The organism is Mesorhizobium sp. M0340 (genome assembly GCF_040321535.1).
GTDB lineage: Bacteria > Pseudomonadota > Alphaproteobacteria > Rhizobiales > Rhizobiaceae > Mesorhizobium.
The window spans coordinates 63,350-78,565 of record NZ_JAMYRR010000019.1 but is presented as its reverse complement, the minus strand read 5'-3'; the positions used below and the strand labels follow the sequence as shown (position 1 = coordinate 78,565).

At 62.0% G+C, this 15,216-nt stretch carries 19 protein-coding genes and 1 pseudogene; 10 read left to right on the top strand and 10 right to left on the bottom strand.

What is annotated here, in order from left to right; all coding sequences use genetic code 11:
• Positions 1 to 6: 6 nt before the first annotated feature.
• From NKI79_RS24350 to NKI79_RS24335, 4 genes are all read right to left on the bottom strand, one after another.
• Complete coding sequence (locus tag NKI79_RS24350) at positions 7 to 1,065, bottom strand: dipeptidase (RefSeq protein ID WP_352805126.1); 1,059 nt, start codon at positions 1,063 to 1,065, stop codon at positions 7 to 9.
• A 184-nt stretch (positions 1,066 to 1,249) separates the two neighbouring features.
• Complete coding sequence (locus NKI79_RS24345; RefSeq protein ID WP_352687334.1) at positions 1,250 to 1,549, bottom strand: GNAT family N-acetyltransferase; 300 nt, start codon at positions 1,547 to 1,549, stop codon at positions 1,250 to 1,252.
• Entirely contained in the window at positions 1,542 to 2,177 is a 636-nt protein-coding gene (locus NKI79_RS24340; protein WP_352805123.1) for an alpha/beta hydrolase, read from the bottom strand. Before NKI79_RS24340 ends, NKI79_RS24345 begins: the two co-directional genes overlap by 8 nt.
• A 10-nt stretch (positions 2,178 to 2,187) precedes the next feature.
• Positions 2,188 to 3,120: a VOC family protein gene (locus NKI79_RS24335; protein ID WP_352476214.1), complete on the bottom strand. Its 933-nt coding sequence runs from the start codon at positions 3,118 to 3,120 to the stop codon at positions 2,188 to 2,190.
• Between the two features lie 209 nt (positions 3,121 to 3,329).
• On the opposite strand from NKI79_RS24335, the gene NKI79_RS24330 reads away from it, so the two are divergent.
• On the top strand, positions 3,330 to 4,922 hold the full coding sequence (locus NKI79_RS24330; protein WP_352649262.1) for an alkaline phosphatase family protein: 1,593 nt from the start codon (positions 3,330 to 3,332) through the stop codon (positions 4,920 to 4,922).
• A gap of 51 nt (positions 4,923 to 4,973) precedes the next feature.
• On the opposite strand, the gene NKI79_RS24325 is transcribed toward NKI79_RS24330, so the two are convergent.
• Positions 4,974 to 6,332, bottom strand: a complete 1,359-nt coding sequence (locus tag NKI79_RS24325; protein ID WP_352476211.1) for a PRC-barrel domain-containing protein — start codon at positions 6,330 to 6,332, stop codon at positions 4,974 to 4,976.
• Positions 6,333 to 6,586: 254 nt separating this feature from the next.
• Here NKI79_RS24325 and NKI79_RS24320 point away from each other — a divergent pair, with 254 nt between their 5' ends.
• Complete coding sequence (locus tag NKI79_RS24320; protein WP_352805119.1) at positions 6,587 to 7,507, top strand: diacylglycerol/lipid kinase family protein; 921 nt, start codon at positions 6,587 to 6,589, stop codon at positions 7,505 to 7,507.
• Between the two features lie 58 nt (positions 7,508 to 7,565).
• Here NKI79_RS24320 and NKI79_RS24315 read toward each other — a convergent pair whose 3' ends face one another.
• The gene (locus tag NKI79_RS24315) at positions 7,566 to 7,739 is read right to left on the bottom strand and encodes a hypothetical protein (protein WP_352805116.1); all 174 of its coding nucleotides are present in this window, start codon (positions 7,737 to 7,739) and stop codon (positions 7,566 to 7,568) included.
• Positions 7,740 to 7,882: 143 nt separating this feature from the next.
• Between NKI79_RS24315 and NKI79_RS24310 the strand changes: the two genes are divergently transcribed.
• Positions 7,883 to 9,409, top strand: coding sequence for a sensor histidine kinase (locus NKI79_RS24310; protein ID WP_352805114.1), 1,527 nt, complete (start codon positions 7,883 to 7,885; stop codon positions 9,407 to 9,409).
• 42 nt (positions 9,410 to 9,451) lie between these two features.
• On the opposite strand, the gene NKI79_RS24305 is transcribed toward NKI79_RS24310, so the two are convergent.
• Together NKI79_RS24305 and NKI79_RS24300 are read right to left on the bottom strand one after the other, a co-directional pair.
• Positions 9,452 to 9,931: a hypothetical protein gene (locus NKI79_RS24305; protein ID WP_352805112.1), complete on the bottom strand. Its 480-nt coding sequence runs from the start codon at positions 9,929 to 9,931 to the stop codon at positions 9,452 to 9,454.
• Positions 9,932 to 9,941: 10 nt separating this feature from the next.
• Positions 9,942 to 10,268 carry an ElaB/YgaM/YqjD family protein gene (locus NKI79_RS24300; protein ID WP_352805110.1) on the bottom strand — a complete coding sequence of 109 codons (327 nt, stop codon included), beginning with the start codon at positions 10,266 to 10,268 and terminating at the stop codon, positions 9,942 to 9,944.
• Between the two features lie 283 nt (positions 10,269 to 10,551).
• On the opposite strand from NKI79_RS24300, the gene NKI79_RS24295 reads away from it, so the two are divergent.
• Entirely contained in the window at positions 10,552 to 10,872 is a 321-nt protein-coding gene (locus NKI79_RS24295) for a response regulator (protein WP_502909856.1), read from the top strand.
• A 29-nt stretch (positions 10,873 to 10,901) separates the two neighbouring features.
• On the opposite strand, the gene NKI79_RS24290 is transcribed toward NKI79_RS24295, so the two are convergent.
• Positions 10,902 to 11,453, bottom strand: coding sequence for a sigma-70 family RNA polymerase sigma factor (locus NKI79_RS24290; protein WP_023678544.1), 552 nt, complete (start codon positions 11,451 to 11,453; stop codon positions 10,902 to 10,904).
• A 3-nt stretch (positions 11,454 to 11,456) separates the two neighbouring features.
• The gene (locus NKI79_RS24285) at positions 11,457 to 11,660 is read right to left on the bottom strand and encodes a NepR family anti-sigma factor (RefSeq protein ID WP_023678543.1); all 204 of its coding nucleotides are present in this window, start codon (positions 11,658 to 11,660) and stop codon (positions 11,457 to 11,459) included.
• A 215-nt stretch (positions 11,661 to 11,875) separates the two neighbouring features.
• Here NKI79_RS24285 and NKI79_RS24280 point away from each other — a divergent pair, with 215 nt between their 5' ends.
• The 6 genes and pseudogenes from NKI79_RS24280 (at position 11,876) to NKI79_RS24255 (ending at position 15,193) form a co-directional block, all read left to right on the top strand.
• On the top strand, positions 11,876 to 12,670 hold the full coding sequence (locus NKI79_RS24280) for a response regulator (RefSeq protein WP_352476204.1): 795 nt from the start codon (positions 11,876 to 11,878) through the stop codon (positions 12,668 to 12,670).
• Between the two features lie 239 nt (positions 12,671 to 12,909).
• Positions 12,910 to 13,074, top strand: coding sequence for a DUF1328 domain-containing protein (locus NKI79_RS24275; RefSeq protein ID WP_023678541.1), 165 nt, complete (start codon positions 12,910 to 12,912; stop codon positions 13,072 to 13,074).
• Between the two features lie 192 nt (positions 13,075 to 13,266).
• Complete coding sequence (locus NKI79_RS24270; protein ID WP_352476203.1) at positions 13,267 to 14,301, top strand: sensor histidine kinase; 1,035 nt, start codon at positions 13,267 to 13,269, stop codon at positions 14,299 to 14,301.
• 130 nt (positions 14,302 to 14,431) lie between these two features.
• A complete protein-coding gene (locus NKI79_RS24265; RefSeq protein ID WP_352476202.1) occupies positions 14,432 to 14,602 on the top strand; it encodes a hypothetical protein in 171 nt (56 codons plus the stop codon).
• 44 nt (positions 14,603 to 14,646) lie between these two features.
• Positions 14,647 to 14,865, top strand: a pseudogene (locus NKI79_RS24260) (hypothetical protein); the annotation flags it as partial.
• 82 nt (positions 14,866 to 14,947) lie between these two features.
• The gene (locus NKI79_RS24255; RefSeq protein ID WP_006328050.1) at positions 14,948 to 15,193 is read left to right on the top strand and encodes a YMGG-like glycine zipper-containing protein; all 246 of its coding nucleotides are present in this window, start codon (positions 14,948 to 14,950) and stop codon (positions 15,191 to 15,193) included.
• Positions 15,194 to 15,216: the final 23 nt, after the last annotated feature.

Below are 15,216 nucleotides of genomic sequence, written 5' to 3'. Positions count from 1 at the left end.
ACCCGCTTAGCCGATGGTCTTCTCCAAGATGCCGAGCCAGTTGCGATAGGCGATCTTCTCGATCAGCGCGCGCCCGAAGCCGCGCGCCGCGAAAGCGTCGAGCAATCTTGGCAGGCCGGCAACGTCGCCTATCACGGCCGGGATCATGGCGCCGTCGAAATCCGAGCCCAGGCCGACGCCGTCTTCGCCCAGCGCCTGCAGCAGTGAATCGACATGGCGCACCATGATGTCGAGGCTGGTGTCGGCGTTCATCCTGCCGTCCTCACGCAGGAACCCGGTGGCGAAGTTCAGCCCGACCATGCCGCCGGAGTCGCGGATCGCGCCGAGCTGCCATTCGGTGAGGTTGCGCGAATGGCCGCAGATCGCGTGCACGTTTGAATGGGTCGCGACCAGCGGTGCGTCACTGATCTCGACGACGTCGCGGAAACCTTTTTCGTTGAGATGCGAAAGATCGATCATGATCTTCAGCTGGTTGCAGGCTTTCACCAGCGCCTTGCCGGCATCGGTCAGCCCCGGCCCTGTATCGGGCGACGAGGGGAAGCGGAACGGCACGCCGTGGCCGAAGGCATTGGGACGGCTCCAGACGATGCCTAGCGAGCGCAGGCCGGCTGCGTGGAGAACGTCGAGCAGGGTGAGCTCAGGGTCGATCGCCTCGACCCCTTCGATATGAAACACCGCCGCAATCGAGCCTTGCGCCATCGCCTTTCTCACATCGCCGGCGCTGCGGCAGACGGTAAGCGCCGAAGCCCGCTCCAGCCTGAACAGGATCGAGGCCATCGCTACGGTGGAGTTGAGCGCATCGGCGCGCGGAACCTCGGGCGGCAAGGGCTCGCTGTCGCTCGGCGCCAGGGGCACCGTACCGCGTTTGGATTTCTCGGCAGGCGGCGGGAAGATCGCGAACATGCCGCCGGCAAATCCGCCTTTCTTCGCGCGCGGCAGGTCGATATGGCCACCCGGTGTCCCCTCGACGAACAGCTTTTCGACATCCGCATCCTTCGACTGGTAGAGCCTGAGCAGCGTGTCGTTGTGGCCGTCGAAGACGGGAACGAGATCGGATTCGGTCATGGGGGGCCATTCGGTTGAAGTGGTCGGGCGCAGAAGGCGAGCCGGTTGTTGCCAATACTTAGGCAAGACGGGCGCTCTGCGCAAATCCCGCATGTTTGCCTTGTGTTTGTAAGCCGCCAATGGTCGAAGGGGCACGCGGTAAAGCCGCGCACCCTTTCTCTGTCATTCATCGAGGGGCTGTCTCTTACCGCTTCAGCACGTCCGCCCATTCCGGATGGCGGCGGAACTGAGCATTGGCGAACGGGCAAAGCGGGATGATCGTCTTGCCCGCCGCACGCGCATCCTCGACGGCACGGGTGACCAGGCGAAGTCCCGCGCCCTGGCCGCGAAATGCATCCGGCACTTCTGTATGGTCGATGATGATCTGGTGCTCGCCGATCTTGGTGAAGGTCATCTCCGCCTCGGCGCCGTCCGGCCCACGCAGGAAGTAGCGGCCCTTCGAGCCGCGGTCCTCCAGTTCAATTTCCGGCAATAGGTCAGACATGGCTTGCGGTCCTTTCATCCGACGCCACGGCGAACAGCTGCCGCGCCGCCTCGATCTCGCCCGGCCGCACCTCATGGCCGCCGTCATGCCACTCGACTGTGACATCGGCGCCATCGGCGCGCAAATAGGCTTCGAGCCGCGCCGTCAAATTAGGCGGACAGATCGGGTCTCGCCTGCCGGCGGTGACCAGGATGCGGCTGCCGCCAAGGCTGCCCCTGACCTCCGGCTGGAACGGGATCAGCGGATGCATCAGCACCGTTGCGTCGAACAGCGACGGCTCGGCAAACAGCACCGAGGCCAGGATGTTGGCGCCGTTGGAATAACCGAGGCCTAGCACCGAAGATGGCTTTGCCGCCTCGACATGCGCCTTGACGAAGCCGGCCATCTTGTCCGTCGCTCGCGTGAGGTCGCCGATGTCGTAAACGCCCTCGCCGGTACGACGAAAAAAGCGTGCGGCGCCTTGTTCCGAGACATCGCCCCGCGGGGCAACGATCGTTGCTTGCGGCGCAAGATCGCGCCCAAGCGACAGAAGCTGATCCTCGTCGCCGCCAGTGCCATGGAAGACGAAGAGCAACGGTCCGCCCGGCGAACCGGGCAGCACCTTGTAAATATACGAATCCTTGCTCATAACCTTGCCCTCAGTCTTCCAGTTTCTGCAGATGCTGCTCGAGATAGGGCCGCAAATGCTGGTGTTGCGACGGCAGTTTCAGCGCCTCGCCGAGATGGGCGGTATCCTCGTCGCGGTCGAAGCCCGGCTCGTTGGTGGCGACTTCGAACAGCACGCCGCCCGGTGTGCGGAAGTAGATCGCCCAGAAATAATCGCGGTCGATCACTGGCGTCACCTGATAACCTGTATCGAGCAGCGCCTTGCGCACTTCGAGCTGCTTGGCGCGGTTCTCGACGGCGAAAGCGACATGGTGGACAGAGCCGGCGCCGAGATTGGCGAAGCCGGCCCCTGGCAGCGATTCGATATCGACCACATCGGCGCCGTTGCCGTTCTTCACCGCCAGCCGCCTGACGTTGCCGGATTTGTCGACCTCCTCATAACCCATGAATTTCAGCAGCTCTTCGGTGGCGCCGCCATCTTTCAGCCTGAGCGACACCGAGTGGAAGCCGCGGATCGCCTCGTCGGTGGGGATGCCACCCTTGGCCCATGGCGCACGGCTGTCCGCTCTGTCCTCGACCAGCGCAAACCCGTCGCCGTCGGGACCGGCGAACGCAAGGCGCTTCTCGCCGAACGTCTCCTCGCGGGACAGCCCGGTGACACCTTGCTCGGCAAACCGTTTCTCCCAATAGCCGAGCGTGCCCTCGGGCACCGAATAAGCGGTGGTGCCGACTTCGCCGACTCCATGGCGGCCTTTGCCGATGTTCGGGAACGGGAAGTAGGTCATCACCGAGCCGGGCGTGCCGACCTCGTCGCCGTAATAGAGGTGGTAGACGTCGGGTGCGTCGAAATTGACGGTTTTCTTGACCCGCCGCAGGCCGAGCGTCCCGGTGAAGAATTCATTATTCTGGCGCGCATCGCTGGCCATCGAGGTGACGTGATGCAGGCCCTTGACCTGGTCGAGCATGTCTGTTGCTCCTTTCCTTGTGTCGGTGCGGCCCTTGCCGCTGTCCACGCGAATATGAGCATCCGCCTCCTGGCCGCAAAGGCGGCAAACACAGAATGGACTGTGCTGTTAAAGTGAACGATGAAGCAGGTTCTGTTCACCATTCGGCAAACTGGACCGGCTTGCATACGCGCCGAAATTGCGCTCCATGAGCGACGCATGTAGCCAGCATGAGGATACAGCGGTTGAGTGGAAAACGCCCCAACATTCTCCTGATCACCTGCGACCAATGGCGCGGCGGCTGTCTGTCAGCTGCTGGGCACAAGGTGGTAAGGACGCCGAATGCCGACGCGCTGGCTGCCGAGGGCGTTTTGTTCCGGAAGCACTATGGCGGCGCCGCACCTTGCTCGCCGGCGCGCGCCTGCCTCTACACCGGCCTTTACCAGATGAACAATCGTGTCTGCCGCAACGGCACACCGCTCGACGCCCGCCACGGCAACATAGCGCTCTGGGCGCGCGCCCTCGGCTATGATCCGACGCTGTTCGGTTATACCGACACCGCGCGCGACCCGCGCACGCTGGCGCCTGGCGACCCGCAGCTGAAGAGTTATGAAGGCGTGCTGCCGGGCTTTACCGTGCGCCAGCTTCTGCCCGAGCACCAGAGGCCCTGGCTGTCATGGCTCAAGGCGCGCGGCGTCGATGCCGGCGCCGGCTCCCCCGACATCCACCGCCCGGCGGGCGAAATCCTGGAAAACGACGGCGAGATCAGCAACGCCCCGCCAGCCTATTCGAAGGATGAGACGCCGTCGGCCTTCCTGGCTGGCGAATTCATCCGCTGGGTCGGCGAGCAGGAGCACGATGCGCCGTGGTTCGCGCACCTTTCCTTCATCAGCCCCCATCCGCCCTTCATCGTGCCGGCGCCTTACAACACCATGTACGATCCGGCCGTGGGCCCAGCTTTTGACCGCGCCGAAAGCTGGCAGGCCGAAGCAGCAAGCCACCCCTATCTCGCCTATGAATTAGACCGGCAGGAACGGTCGAAATTCCGCCCCGGCTCGGAGGGTAAGGTGCGCGACTGGAGCGACGATAGTTTTCGCCGCATCCGGGCGCTCTATTACGGCATGATCTCGGAGGTCGACGCGCAGCTTGGCCGTGTCTGGCAAGCGGTCAAGGCGGCCGATGCATGGGACGACACCGTCATCGTGCTGACCTCAGACCACGCCGAGATGATGGGCGATCATTTCATGCTGGGCAAGGGCGGCTTCTTCGACGGCAGCTTCCATATTCCGCTGATCATTCGCGATCCGCGCCGCCGCAAGGCTGCCGGCAGCAGTGTCGACCGCTTCACCGAGGCAGTCGATTTGGCACCGACCTTGCTCGAGCTCACTGGGCTCGAGCTCACCGGCGGCGAAGTGCTGCCGCATCTCGACGGCCGCTCGCTGGCGCCTTTCCTGGACGCAACGGAGCCGGACGATTGGCGCGATGCGGCGCATTGGGAGTTCGATTTCCGCTCGATCGCCGATGGTGATGCAGAACGCTATTTCAGTATCGGTCCGCGTCAGTGCAATCTCGCCGTCATCCGCACCCAAAAGTTCAAATATGTGAATTTCGGGGGCGGCCTGCCGCCCTTGCTCTTCGACCTGGAAAAAGATGCCGGCGAGCTGACCAACGTCGCTGACGACCCAGCCTATCTGCCGGTGCGGTTGGAACTTGCCGAAAGGCTGCTTGCCTGGCGGGCCGAGCATCTCGACCAATCTCTGGCGCTCGCCGAATTGACGGACAATGGCGTTGCCGGCCATGTCGCCGGCTTTCCCTCGACATAAACAAACCCCGCGCCGTTGCCGGCGCGGGCTTCTCTGTCGACCTGTGTGCTGCTAGCGCATGATCATGCGCTGTTTGTCGCGGTTTTGCGCATAGCTGGCCTTGTCATAGGGGGCCTGCGCTTCGAGCTGCTCCTTGGTGAAGTTCGTGTAGAGATAGCGCTTGCCGTTCTTGTCGGTCATGAATTTCAGGTTGTCCATGCCGACCGCCACCTCCTTCTCGCCGACACCGAGGAACCCGCCGACATCGATAATGACTGCATCGACCTTTTTATCGGCGCCCAGCACGATATCGCCGATCTCGCCGACGTTGACATCGTTGGCGCCGTAAACGGTCGTTCCAACCAGATCCTCGGCCCGGATCTGGCCGATCGGCATTTCAGTCAACGTCGACTTGTCGATCGACCCGGTCTTGGTCTGGTCGGCCGTTGCGGGCGCTGGGGCGTTTTGAGCCGTCTTGCCGGCCTGGTCGGCGTTATTGGTCGTCGCAGTGTTGTTGGTCGACGCGGTGTTGCTGGCCATCACGGTAGGCGTGACGGTGGCAGGCGCATTGGCATCGTTCGAAGCAGTGGATGCCGGCGCCGGATCATAGGCCTTGCGGTTGAAGTCCGGCTGCGCCTGCAGCTCTTCCTTGGTGGTTTGCGCGACCAGCCAGCGATCGCCGTTCCTCTCGGCCCACTGCGCCTTGTCGAAATCATAGGCGACGTTCTTTTCGCCGATGCCGAGGAAGCCGCCGACGCCGATGATCAGCGATTGCGCTTTGGCTTCCTTGTTGATGACGATGTCGTTTACGTCGCCGATATTTTGGGCGTCGTCGCCGGTGCCGTTATAGACGGTCTCGCCGATGATATTGGTGGCGAGATTGCCTTCGGCGCGCTTCACTGGCTCAGCCGGCGCGGCAGGCGCTGGCGTTGTATTTTGCGCGCTGGTGGAAGCCGAAGGGGCGGCGGGTGCCGCATTATCGGCCGAAGCTGGCGGCGGAGGCGGATCGTAAGGCTTCCGGTCGAAATCCGGCTGAGCCGTCAACTCATCCTTCGTCGTCTGAGCTATCAGCCAGCGGTCGCCGTTTTTTTCTGCCCATTGCATCTTGCCGTAGTCGAAGGCGACATTCTTGGTTCCGATGCCCAGGAATCCGCCGACGCCGATGACGACGGATTTTACCTCGCCGCGCTCGTCGAAGACGATGTCGCTGACGTTGCCGATATTCTGGGCATCGGCCCCGGTGCCGTTATAGACGGATTCGCCGATGATGTTGGTAGCAAGGCTGCCCTCGGCCCGTTGCACCGGAGCGGCTGGGGCGGGGTTCTCTACTGCGGGTGGTTGCGCCGGCGCCGGGGTCGTCGCCGACTGCGCAAAGGCACCCGTCGCAATCAATGTTGCGACTGCTGTCGTGGTTAAAAGGGTGCGGATCATCTTAGTGTCTCCTCGTCGGTGATTTCGTGCACGCCCTGCCCGCCTGGCGTCACTGCGGGCGCAGCGTCTTCTGCATGTTCACAACGTTGTGACCACACTGTTGTTCCGAAAAAAGCCGTGGTGCACCCGGTACGATGTCAATGGTTCTCGGATTCACCGCGCTGGTCGAAAGGAACATTTTCTCGGCCGCGCCGTTCCACTCCCGGCTGGGACCCCGTCCCGGCCGGATAGGTGCTGGAAAAAATGGAACGGCCATGCGGTTTGCAGCGGTGCTGAACAAGGACGGCGGCACCCTGCGCACCATCGATCTTGAGGCCTTCGCCAGTCGGATGCGCAGCACGCTTGAGACTGCCGGCCACTCGATCGATATTGAAATCGTTGCCGGCAAGGATATCGTCGCCACACTGGACGGCGTAGCTTCCAGGCGCGGCATCGACGTCGTGCTGGCCGGCGGCGGCGACGGCACCATTTCGGCCGCGGCAGCCCGTTTGATGAATGGGGAGAAGGCACTGGCAATTCTGCCGGCTGGCACAATGAACCTTTTTGCGCGCGGCCTCGGTATTCCGCAGACCCTCGATGCGGCGCTGAAATCGTTTGCCGACGGCGAGGTGATGGCGATTGACATTGCAACAGCCAACGGCCGGCCTTTCGTGCATCAATTCTCGATCGGCATGCATGCCAGGATGGTGCAACTGCGCCAGAAGATGGAATTCGGCTCGCGGCTGGGGAAGATGCGTGCCTCGGTGCGAGCCGCTTGGGCAACGATCAACAACCCGCCGGCGATGAACGTAACGCTGACGATCGGCGAGGCCGAGATCAAAACCCGGATCACCGGTATCGGCATCACCAACAATCTGTTTGGCGAGGGACACCTGCCCTATGCCGATGATCCGGCAGGCGGCGTGCTGGGCATCTATGTCACCGTAGCACGGCGGCGCGGCGAATTGATCAGGTTCCTCTTTGACGTCGCCCGTGGGAAATGGCGCGGCAACGAACATGTCGAAATCCATCAGGCAAACCGCGCCGTTTTGAAAATCCATTCGACGAACAGGAAAGTTCAGGCCGTCATGGACGGTGAACTGGTAAAGCTCGATCGCGAGACGACCGTCGAAATCCATCCGCGCGCGTTGAATGTTCTCGTCCCGGCGCGCGCCGCCGAGGCAAAGGTTGCCTGACGTGGGATGCCTGATGTGGGGTTGCGTGATGCGAGCTGGCACGAGCGATGGGGAGAACCTAGCCGCTGGGCGTGTTGCCCTGTTCGGTCTTCGGCGTCTCGATCATCCAGCCGTAGATTTCGGCGACGCCCCAGGCGATAAAAGCCAGCAACAGCGCGGCGATCAGGATACGAAGGACATGCCGACCCTGCCGTCCTTGACGGGCTTTGTTTTCAGGAATGGTTTTTGGCATTGTCTGGCTCCATATTTGGCGCCGGCAGGCGTAACTGGCGGGGCGTTGGCTGGTAACGGTCCCCCGCAGCGAAAGTTCCGGCTCTGCAAGGCGGCAAACGGGCCGGTTGGCCTGATCAATCAGAGCCGGCCACTGGGGGCATAGTGGACGACAATAGCCAGAACACGCCGGGCCTGCCGGCCGATATTCGCCGTGTGGTGGGCGCCGCGGACCGTCTTGCCGTGCTGCACGGCCTCGACGCGCTGGACAGGGCTGCCGACCCTGATTTCGATCGTATCGGTGGTCTTGCCGCTTCGGCGATGCAAACGCCTGTCGCACTGATCACGCTGCTCGACGCCGAGCGGCAGTGGTTCAAGTCCTGTATCGGCCTCGACCAGACCGAAACCGCAACCGAGACATCGTTCTGTGCCTATGCCATCGCAGCCGGCAACGTGCCGATGGTGGTGGCCGACGCGGCGGCCGATCCGCGGTTCAAAGCCAATCCGCTGGTCACCGGCGAGCATCATATCCGCTTTTATGCAGGCGTGCCGATCATGATCGACGGCGCGCTGATCGGCACGCTGTGCGTGCTCGACCGGAAGCCGCACGCACATCCCTCCTCTGTCCAGCTCGACCAGTTGTCGGCGCTGGCTGGGCTCGCCGCCAGCCTGTTCACGCTGAAGGATGCAACCCGCAGCGCGGCGATCGCCAAGGCCGCATTGGTTCGAGAGGAAAAGCGGCGCGCTATCGCGCTCGATGCGGCTTCGCTTGCCAGCTGGGCATGGGATATCCGCAGCGAAATGATCGACTGCGACGTCCTGCTGCCCGAATTGTTCAACCTGCCGAAGTCGAACAGGCTGAGGGCGCGCGACATCCTGACCGCCATCGACCCGCGCGACGTTCACCAGACCGAAACACGCTTTCGCGACGCGCTGACCGGCAGCGATGACTATTTTGGCGAATACCGTGTCAGAGGCCTCGATCCGCCACGATGGATCGCAACGCGCGGCCGCGTCATAGAGCGCGACGGCGAGGGCAAGCCGACGCTGATCTTCGGCGTCAATTACGACATCACTGAACGCAAGCTAGGCGACGAACGCCAACGGCTGTTGCTGCGCGAGCTCAATCATCGCGTCAAGAACACGTTGGCAACTGTACAGGCGCTGGCCACGCAGACCGTTCGCCATGCCCGCCAGCCAAGCGAATTCCTCGGCGCCTTCAGTGCCAGGCTGCAGGCACTGGGCGTTGCGCACAGCCTGCTGTCGGACCGCGAGTGGCGCGGCATCGGCATCCGCGAGCTGGTACAGATCGAGGTAAAGCCGTTCCAAGCCGCCGGACAATCGCGGATGGCGATCTCCGGCGCCGATGTCTTGCTCTCACCCGACCAGGCAGTCGGGCTCGGGCTGATCCTGCATGAACTGGCAAGCAACGCACTGCAATACGGGTCGCTCTCGGTTTCTTCCGGAAAGGTCGATCTCGATTGGAAGGTACAAGGCAGGAAGGGTGCACGGCGTCTGTTGCTGGCCTGGCGCGAAAGCGGCGGCCCGCGGGTTGCGCCGCCCGAACGCCATGGCTTCGGCTCGATCCTGATCCGCCGCAGCCTGGCCAAGGTCATTTCCAGCGAGGTGACCCATGAATTCCGGCCGGATGGCGTGGTCGCGGAAATATCGATTCCGCTCGAAGATTTGTAACGCCGGCATTTTGCGACCGGCGCCAGAATCGTTTGTCCCGAACTATTCGCGTTTGCCGGTATCCGGATCATCCGAGCCGCGCTTCACGTTCTCGCGGTAGATGGCGTAGGCAGCGAGTGCTATCGCCGGGCCGAGAATGGCGCCCAACCCGCCCTTCGCCAGGCCACCTTTGCCCTTGAGCAGCGCCGGCAGCACGGCGAGTGCCGCAGTGATGCCGATAGCCTTCATGTCGGCGTTGCGTCGCTTCGCCCGGCGCCTGGCGCGCGAGCCGGCCGACATCCGGTAGACGAGCAGGATGAGACCGGCGATTGCCAGAAAGCCGATCCCGAAGCTCAGGCAAGCTGCCATCGGCCCATAGCGGGCGGCCGCCCAGATACAGGCCGCCCCGACGAGGAAGCCGAGGCCGCACAGCGCCGCGAGCGCTGCGACCGAATAGACAATCGCAGCGACGCGCACGCGTTGCACCGCCGCAATGGTTTCGCCCGAGGCAAGGCCCGAGATCAGCGATGCAAGCATTCCCATGCGTGCAGAACTAGCGGCGCGCGAGAAGCGCGAAGAGGAATCCGACGCCTGCGGCGATCGCCAGCGAAGTCACCGGTTTTTCGCGCATATGCGCTATCATCTGCGCCTCGATGTCCCTGGCGTTGGTGCGCAAGCTATCGAAGGCTGCCTCGCCCTGGGTTCGCAACTGCTCGACGCTTTCGGCGGCGACTCGCCGCGCTGCCCCGTAGCCATGTTCGCCAGTTTTGGCCAACAGCTTGGTAAGTTGATCGATGTCGGCCTTCAATTGTGCGATGTCGGCCTCAATATCGGAATTCGTGCGGGTTTCGTTCCCGGCCTTACCTGCGGCAGTCGCCATTGCTTCACTCTCCATGATTTTGCTCGGTCGAAACGCCCGACAGACCCCAAGGTTCCGGCGCGAACCTCTTCTAACCCTATCTCCGGCAGCGCGCGTTGCAAATGCCTTGCATGGGCCGAGGCCGACGCATCCGCGCCGGCACGTCTTTTTTAAATGACAGCATGCCAAATAACGATCATGACTTCCCTCGTTTCACGATACGCATTTAAGGAGATATTGCTGCGTGCGCGCATCACTTGACGGTTTGCGGATTCTTATCCTGGAAGATGAGTTCCTGATTGCCATGGATATCGAGCAGCTTTGCCGCGACTACGGCGCGCTCAATGTGGTCATCGCCCGTGATCTGACCGAGATCGAACAGCAAGACGTTGCCGTCCAGTTCGATGTGGCCATCGTCGACCTCATGCTGAGCGGCGTTTCGACGCTCCAATTTGCTTCGCGGCTGCGTGAAGCGGGCATCCCGTTCGTCTTCGCCTCCGGCTATTCGGATACGAACGAGATCAAGAAATCCTTTCCCGGCGTCAGACTGGTCACCAAGCCCTATTCGGGAGACGATCTCGTCGAGGCAGTGGCGGCGGCCTGCAGGCGAACGCCTCTCCGCTGAGGCGCGGAGGGGTTCGAACACGCCGCGCCTCACGCAGCCGTCGACCCGGTTACCTGAGCCGAAATTGCGTCCGGGCCATACTCGTCTTCACCGGAGATCTTCAGGATTTCCTGCAGCCGTGTGCGGGCGCGGCTGACGCGGCTCTTGATCGTTCCGACGGCGCAGCCGCAGATCTCGGCCGCTTCCTCGTAGGAGAAGCCCGACGCGCCGATGAGGATAATGGCTTCGCGCTGGTCTTCTGGCAGCAATTCGAGCGCGCCGCGAAAGTCTTCGAGGTCAAGCTGGCCGTGCTGGGCCGGGTGAACGGCAAGCCTGGCCGTCATGACACCATCGCTATCCTGCACCTCGCGGCCGCGCTTGCGCATCTGCGAATAGAATTCGTTGCGCAAGATCGTGAACAGCCATGCCTTCAGATTGGTGCCGGGCTGGAAGCTTTCATGCTTGTCCCAGGCCTTGACCAATGTTTCCTGCACCAAGTCGTCGGCCTTGTCGGCGTTTTGCGTCAGCGACACGGCAAAAGCCCGCAGGCTCGGGATCGAGCCGAGCAAGTCGGTCTTGAAGCCCTGGGAGACGGCCGCCATGCCTCAGTCCTTCTTTTGTACAGGTTCGGCCTTTTCCAACTGGCTGAGCAGTTGGGCGAAGCGATCCGGCACATTGTCGGAGACCAGCTCGTCGTAGTATTGTTTGAGTTTGCGCCCGATTTCCGAGTTCGGCCCAAGCGGGTCGCGGGAAGCAGCCCGGCGCCCGTTGCCAACGCCACCCATGGTAGCTTTCGTCATGTTCTTCATTCGCCCTTTTGTCCCAGCCTTAAGCCGCCCTTCAACACATAACGCAAGGCAAGCGGCAGCCTCGTCTGGTTGCCCAACCCGCCCTTAAACGCCAGCCCATATACTTAGTTCCGCATGATCGGAACTTTTTCGCAGAACCTGCGTTTTCAACCTTGGGCCCTGCGAACCGTTTTTAGCTGTAACATGCATCACGTCATATGAGGGAGACGTCCAATATGAGCCTATCAGCAACCATCGCTCCGCACCTGCCGTTCCTGCGTCGCTTCTCGCGCGCTGTATCCGGTTCGCAGGAGAGCGGCGACGCGCTGGTCGCCGCAATGCTCGAGGCCATCATTGCCGATGTCGACATCTTTCCGAACGCATCGAACGACCGCATCGCGCTCTACAAGGTCTTTGCCAAGCTCTTCACCTCAGTGGCCATTCGCGTTCCGCAGGAGCATGCCCAGTCGGCATGGGAACAGCGTGCCGCGGCCAATCTGAATGCAATTGCGCCTCGTCCCCGCCAAGCCTTTCTGCTGGTCGCGGTTGAAGGCTTCAGCGAAGACGAGGCGGCGGAGATTCTCGACGTCGACGAACAGGAATTCTCCGAACTTCTCGCGCAGGCGAGCAACGAGATCTCCCGCCAGGTGGCAACCGATGTGCTGATCATCGAGGATGAGCCGCTGATCGCCATGGATATCGAGGAAATGGTCGAAAGCCTCGGCCACCGCGTCGTCGGAACGGCGCGCACCCACGCCGAGGCGGTGGCGATGTTCGGCAAGACGCGGCCAAAGATGGTGCTTGCCGATATTCAGCTTGCCGACGGCAGTTCGGGTATCGCGGCCGTCAATGAGATCCTGTCGTCCACCTCGGTGCCGGTGATCTTCATCACCGCCTTTCCCGAGCGCCTGCTCACCGGCGAGCGGCCGGAACCGGCTTTCCTCGTTACCAAGCCGTTCAACCCGGATATGGTCAAGGCTCTTATCAGCCAGGCCCTGTTCTTTGACCGGCACGCGAAAGCCGCGGCATAAACAGCGAGCGGCCGAATTGCCGCCGCCAGGGTGTGGGATAGCCACTCCTCTTGAACCAGATGGGGCGTGACGCCGGCTTAACACACGACAGCCGACTGCTGCCGAACCTGACGAGGACCTTTTCGCACACATCGCAGCAATTCGGGCCGCAACGATTTTCAGCATCGTCTTTTTCGGGAAATGGTGGAACAAACGGAGGCGAATCACGTTTTCACCGCAGCATTGGAAGGAGATGGATCATGCTTTACTGGGCGCTCGTATTTCTAGTCGTGGCGATTATCGCCGGTGCGCTTGGTTTCGGCGGCATCGCTGGCACTTCGGCCGGCATAGCGCAGATATTGTTCTTCATCTTTCTCGCCTTCCTGATCATATCGCTAATTGCCGGCCTGATCAGACGGGCGTGAATGCCAAGCGGCCATTCAAGCGAACACTGGAAGCCGCACCCCTCAAACGGTTTCCAGCCACCGCCGGGCAGTGTCCTCTAACGGGATGCCGCTCGGCGGACCGCTTTTTAGGGCTTGATCCGCAGCTCCTCCTTTTGGAACCCATTTTACCCTGAGCCGTTCAGCCCGACGTGGGTTGAGCAAAATTGACCGATGCGTTCCAGAGTCGGAAAAATGAAAGACCGCGGCCAGAGTGATGAGATCATCGCTCCGCATCCCGCCGAAAGCGGAATGCAGCTTGGCCGAGCCCTTCTTCACGCTTTGCACAATGCCGGGGTTTCCGTTCTATACCAAGATCGCGAGATGAAAACCGTGTGGGCGCGCAACATGCGCGCACCATGGACTTCCGATGCCTCCGACAACAACGGCATCTTGCCGCCGGCGCAGGCAGAGCGTATCGGCGCTGCCAAGCACGACGTCATCGTCTCCGGCAATCCTCAACATCTCGAACTCAGCGTGCCGGCCGATGATGGCGCCCGCTGGTTTCAGGTGTGGATCGACGCCGACCGCAGCGACACCGGCGCGGTGCAGGGCATCGTGACCACGATGGTCGAAACAACCGAGCAGAAACGCCGGGAGCAGACGCTGAAGGCGCTGCTGCGTGAAGTCAGTCATCGCTCCAAGAACCTTTTGGCCATCATCCAGAGCATCGCCACCCAGACGGGCCGTTACTCCGGCAGCATTGACGATTTCCTGACGCGTTTCCGGGGCCGATTGCAGTCGCTGGCCTCCTCGCAGGACCTGGTCACGTCATCCAACTGGCGGGGCGCAGCGCTGCGCGAGCTGGTTTCCGGTCAGGTCGGCAGGTACGGCGCGGACCCCTTACACAGCCTGCGTTTCCGCGGCGCAAATCCATATCTCAACCCCAATGCCGCCTTGCACATCGGCTTGGCCATGCATGAGCTCGCCCTCAATTCGGTCAGCTATGGCGCGCTGTCGCGCAGCGACGGTTTCGTCGAGGTGACGGCCGATCTGACGGCAGCTTCCGCTGGCGAGCCTGCGCTGTCGCTGACATGGGCCGAAGTGATCGGAGCCAATGACAATCAGCGTAGCGAGAAGCGTTTTGGCAGCGTCGCGCTTGAACGCGTCGTACCCACATCGTTGAATGGAACGGCGACACTTGAGATCACCGGGAACCGCCTCGAATACCGCCTTCTTGTTCCTCACGGCAATTTCGAGACGGATTGAACGAACGGCGGCCGCCGCGAGAAGGCTTCTGCGCATCGCCAACTTTAACCGACTGTTCACCATAAAGTCCGATCCTGTCCGACGTGTCAATCCATCGATTGAGTTTGGCACAAAATGAAAGGAATGGGCCTTGACGGCTGCCGACTTGAACAGACTGGAACAGGCCGCTCGTGTCTCGATGGGCGGTTTTCAGGATCCCGAAGCGTCCGCAGCGCCCGCGCCTCGTGCTTCGCCCCTCCGCTTCGCCGCCGTCGCGCTTATGGCCGCGATCGTCCTGACCGCAGCGTCCCAGTTGATCTGATCGAGTTCGCCTCTGCTTGATCGCTTTGAAACCACTGCCCGAGTACTCGGCCGCGCCCGTTCGCGGTCACCGACCTGCAAGGCCAGGCCCAGCATCTCGTCGCCAGATGCCTTGCCGTCGATCCGGCGCTCGAGGACGACTGTGACAGGATCGTCTGGAACGTGCGTCCCGACGGCACGCTCGATGCGTCCTTGGAGATTTCCGGGTTCGTGGTAGCATCGAACGGCGCACGCCCCGAAAAAGACTATCTTAATCAACAATGAAATCGTGCGGGCAAAGGCCGAACTTTCATGCTAAATGGCGGCTGGAGCTTATTAAAGTGAGGACAAAAGTGAGGATGACTTCATGCGGAAGATGATTATTGCCATGGTTGCCGTGGTTGCGGTCAGCGGCTGCACCACCACGGAAGAGAACGTGGGTATCGGCACTGTGGGCGGCGCGCTCATTGGTGGCGCTGTCGGCGGCGGCAAGGGCGCTTTGATCGGCGCTGGCGCTGGTGCGATTGGCGGTCTGCTGGTTCGCCGTCTGCAAAATGGCTACTGCCAATACAGAGATCGTCACGGCCGGATTTACACAGCTCGCTGCAACTAGTTTCGAGCTCCAGGCGAATAGCA